This is a genomic window from Marinobacter sp. SS5-14b (assembly GCF_030541005.1).
Classification (GTDB): domain Bacteria; phylum Pseudomonadota; class Gammaproteobacteria; order Pseudomonadales; family Oleiphilaceae; genus Marinobacter.
Map to the genome: position 1 here is coordinate 1 of NZ_JASSVM010000026.1, position 4,350 is coordinate 4,350.

5 protein-coding genes are annotated in these 4,350 nt (G+C 52.5%); 1 reads left to right on the forward strand and 4 read right to left on the reverse strand.

Features of this window, described 5'->3' with window-relative positions; all coding sequences use genetic code 11:
• Positions 1–179: 179 nt before the first annotated feature.
• Complete coding sequence (locus QPL95_RS18325; protein ID WP_303292354.1) at positions 180–530, reverse strand: hypothetical protein; 351 nt, start codon at positions 528–530, stop codon at positions 180–182.
• Between the two features lie 230 nt (positions 531–760).
• Positions 761–1,234 carry a putative molybdenum carrier protein gene (locus tag QPL95_RS18330; protein ID WP_303292355.1) on the reverse strand — a complete coding sequence of 158 codons (474 nt, stop codon included), beginning with the start codon at positions 1,232–1,234 and terminating at the stop codon, positions 761–763.
• Positions 1,235–1,917: 683 nt separating this feature from the next.
• On the opposite strand from QPL95_RS18330, the gene QPL95_RS18335 reads away from it, so the two are divergent.
• Positions 1,918–2,487 (forward strand): hypothetical protein, encoded by a 570-nt coding sequence (locus tag QPL95_RS18335; protein WP_303292356.1) that lies wholly within the window; start codon positions 1,918–1,920, stop codon positions 2,485–2,487.
• A 54-nt stretch (positions 2,488–2,541) separates the two neighbouring features.
• On the opposite strand, the gene QPL95_RS18340 is transcribed toward QPL95_RS18335, so the two are convergent.
• The gene (locus QPL95_RS18340) at positions 2,542–2,823 is read right to left on the reverse strand and encodes a hypothetical protein (protein ID WP_303292357.1); all 282 of its coding nucleotides are present in this window, start codon (positions 2,821–2,823) and stop codon (positions 2,542–2,544) included.
• Positions 2,820–3,794 (reverse strand): integrase domain-containing protein, encoded by a 975-nt coding sequence (locus tag QPL95_RS18345; RefSeq protein WP_303292358.1) that lies wholly within the window; start codon positions 3,792–3,794, stop codon positions 2,820–2,822. Before QPL95_RS18345 ends, QPL95_RS18340 begins: the two co-directional genes overlap by 4 nt.
• Between the last annotated feature and the right edge of the window lie 556 nt (positions 3,795–4,350).

The window sequence follows — 4,350 nt, forward strand, 5'->3', positions numbered from 1 at the left end:
TGGACCATGCCGATCCGCGATTGGAAGCCGGCATTGAATCGCTTTATTATCGAGTTCGGTGACCGCCTGGACGGCCACCTGTAATGGGATGGGCAGTTACACAGATTTATTTACAGGCTCCTTGAGGATGAATCGGACACTTCAGTCTCCAAAACGTTCACCACTGAAGTGCTCACGATTTAAACCTGCGAACCTTTGACCCACCTGCGATATCGGTGCCAAATGGCACCGAATCCCTCTTCATGGATCGTCCCGGTTGCCATCCCACCGCCAGTGCTAAGGCGGGCACGGAAATACTTGAACTCAAGAGTTTCCTCAGATGGATCGAAGTACTCGATGGCCGCATCCAACAGCAGATCCCAGAAAATCACGATGTTCCCACATCGGTCTATCAATTCAGGGTTCATGTCGGTCGCGAGCGCAAGTACGATTGGGTGGTCGCTTTTTTCCGGAGGCTGAAATCCCGGATGGACACGCCTGTAATCCTCTATCAGAGCTTCCAGGGTCTCTCGCCCCATTGAATCACTCATTGTTTTCTCCACATCGGACCTTGGGATCTTGTCCCATGGCCTGCCCAAAACCAAGTCATCGTCAGATTTTGAGAGCGAATAGCGCGCCAGATTGATCGGCAGGTGGATTCTCAATGTCGGCTAGGTTGCCAATGCCATGGATACCCAAGATTCTCACTTTAGCCTCTGCTGGCTTGGGTGGCGCCTCTTCTTCGGGAAGATGAGCATCACCATCTGAGCTTTCAGGGGCCCTATTCGTGCTTCGCGGATGCTGTCAGCGCCCTACAAATAGCCTGTTTTACGAAGCCGTACATCCCCGGGTGATTGCTGGCTCGCGGGCCCGCTACGTTCAGGGTCTTTATCTGAAATTTATCACTGAACTCAATCAACAAAGCGGCCGCTTTTTCGGCATCGATCAAGGAACTATCAATTAGCTTGTAAGGTTTGTTGAGTCGGATACAGAATTGCAGGGTCAATTCGGTACCGCCCGAAAGATAGGCATCGTAGAAAATGACAGTGCCATCTGAATCTGCAACATTTTTCCGGGTGCGCTGCCGATACCCACCGCTTATTTCTTGAAGGCCATAAGAGTCAGGAATCTCGCCATCTTCGGCTTTTTTGCCAGCAGGGCAACTTCCGCCGATTGGAACTGAAACCTCAATAGCTGCATCGAGAGCAGCTCTGTCTGCTCCCGTCTGACCGCCGCTGATGACCTTTGTAATCATTGTTTGACCCGCATCAGGTATTTATTTCCTTTGCCTTGGTCTATGCTTTTGCTATCCGTCACTATTTTTCTTGAGTTCTTCCATCATTTTAGCCCGAACCTCTTTTGGATCTCGTCATTCAATTGTCGCCATCGAGAACAGAAAGTCTCCTCCGGATGCGTGCGCCCTTTGTTGTCTTAAAAGCTCTGGGTCGCGAAAACCTCGGATCTCAACCGGACAGAGAGCAATCCGGCTCTCTGAACTGTTGTGCATTTTCGGGGGATAGTGCGAGTCTTAGATAGCCAATACGCAGGAGTCAACGGGACAGGTTGAACTGGGAACGATGTTGAGGGGGCCGTGGCCCCATTGTTTCACACAGCTGCATATTGATCTCGCACTCCAAATCGTTAGCTATGACGCTTCAACCTGCGCCGGAAGCACATTGCATCAAGCGCACACTCTGAAACCTGCTCAAAGGTGATGGGCAATCGGCATTCTTGTCCGTGGCCATGGGCCCCTCTCTATTAACGATACCTGAAGCACGTCCGTCATTACGCAGCTCAAAATTTGGTTGGGGCTTTGCGTTTATGTCCCTTTTTTTGTTGATACCGCTCTAATTGCGATTTTCGGGCAATTTGACGACTTTCCGAGGGTTCCAAATCGGGTACCTTGAAATTGAATTGATTCAACACAGGACCGATTTTATGAGAATTCCACAGCATATCTATTGGCTCAACCTGCCACCCTTCAACGGTTATGAGGAGTATAAGGGGCGGCCTACTTGTTACCGATCAAATCCTCAACAGATTGACGCAACGGCCATTCTTCTTGGTGCGCTTATGGAACGCACGCCCGCATCAGTCTCTGTGATTTCGATGCTTCGGACTCACCACGAAGAAATGCTGCGCCAATTCCAAAACACAAATCGCTTTCAAGAGACAGCACCAACGTCGGATGTGAATTTCTGCTACGCCGGCGGGACCTGCCCCAGCACAGATACGCTGATCGTGTTGCCAGTCATGGCAACTGGGACGCAATATGAACCGTTGATTAACGAGATTCGTGACCGGTCGGCGGACCTGTTTGATGTGCTGGAACAACAGGAATTCGAGCGAGTAATTGTCTTGGGCGAGAAGGTAGCTTGGCTGTCTATCGGAGGTTTCTTTGCCAGAAGGCTGGCCGAGATCCCTTCCACCGATTATCCGGTTAGCGAATGGTATTTTAAGCATGACATTCTGAACGCCGTTGACGCATTGTTCGGTGACGGACGCTGACCCAGCCACTATTTCTGCGGGCCGGCAAAGTGAGAAAGATCGCTCGCAGGGGGCTCACTCTCCAAGGGTTGGGGGTAAGGGCGGTTTTCCCGTCCGGCCCATGAGCGTCCACAGCTTGCAAACGGCATAGTAATAATCGCGTGCTGTGGTCGGCGCGAACTGGTGAGCCTCGAAAAATTCATGAACCTGCCGTCGACCGATTTGCTCGGCCGGTCGATGGCACCACTCCACAAATAATTCAATTCGCTCGACCTGGCGCCGCCGCGATTTTTTCCCGCCCTTGCGCGCGTAGAGGTGGAGTTGATGTCGAAGCTCCCGAAGAATAAAGGCCATCATCGCTGCCCTCCAAGATAAGCATTGGTAATGTCGATACGACTGTGGCCGAGTTCGGCTGAAATCTTCTGACGGGCCTCCCGATCCAGGTCGCGGGGCGCGTTGCCTCCCAAGACCGGAGCACGGAAGCCGGTTAGCTGTTCGTATCGTTCACAGGCATAAGCACTTCGCAGGTCATGAATGCGTCGGATGCCAGATTGCTGAAGGGTTTCACGGATGAAGCGAAGGCCATTCTCTCGCCAGGACTTCCAATCCTCTTCTGACGGTATTACAGCCCGTGCGGTCCCTTGAATATCGGCTGCTCGTCGCAATGCCGAAAGCTGCCAGTCCGAACTGACTGTGAGTCTTCGCGATTTCCCTCCTTTGGTACCGTACTCGATAGTGACTTCTCCCGTTTTAACTGCCTCATTCAATGCAGAAACAGCATCAAGCAAACTTGCTTCTTTGCTGCGTAGACCGAGTTCCCGGGCAAGGCATGTGATCGCACGCCCCCGCGCATCCAATCTCGCCATTGCTCGTTGCAGATGGTCGCGATTGAGACCGGTCGGTGGGACTATTCGAACGTGGGTACGTTTAGCAATACCGCATTCTGAGGAGGAGGTTGGGCTGATCGGAACCCACTGACCCTTTGTGGCCAATGTCATGACGGTGTTCACCGCACTGATCCGGTTCTGAGCGGTTGACGCACGGATCAATGGCAGCTCTGTATCTGAATAGGTTTCTCCCGGTAAGCGGTTGAGATTTTCCCGGACCCGTGCGGCCAGTTGGTTGCCGTATTCGACGACGAGCGCGCCATCAACGTACTCCATTTGCCGAACTCCATGCTCACTTGCAAACTCGCAGAATTGACCCCACCGCTGGCCCAGATCCGCCGCGGTCTGAAACGAGATAGCACCAACCATCTCTGCATGCTTTAAGGCAAACATGCCGGCCTTTTTCATGCTCCTGCTGCCTAGGCCGAAGTTTTTACTCATGGTTTTCCCCGAACTGAATCCTGTAATGGTAAATTTTTCGCAAGTCTTAGGTTGTTAAGGGGCGCTCGCAGACCCATAGGGAAGCGGTTGTTTGATGTGGTTGAAGGCATCCGGCAGGCCGCGCTGCCATGGGCATTTGTGAGCTATCGCTTGTGAGACGTTGGTGCTTTGGCGAGAGTCAGTCGCATGCCGTCAAGCAACGTTTTTCAACGCGCTTGAAAGCTCCGGCTTAACGGGGGTGTCCCCGTCACCGCTGCCCTTTGCGGTGCCTTTCACAAGAAATCAGTGGGTGCCCTGTGGGGCAGTGGTGGGAGTGCTACCTACGATCGGGGAACCCCATTTTCGTCGTATTTCGTCGCATTTCTGCCTGGCTAAAACAGGCTTTAGATGGCTCAACCACGGGCTCTTTGAAACATTTTATACAAAACGTCTCTGCGGTGTTTTTCAAGACAGTTGGCACTGATTTCTCTGTTTAAGCGACGTCTTTCTCTACCACTCGTTTTTCCGGGTTCAACGTGGTTGAGCCGACGGGCTCACAATTCCTGATGGGGCGACG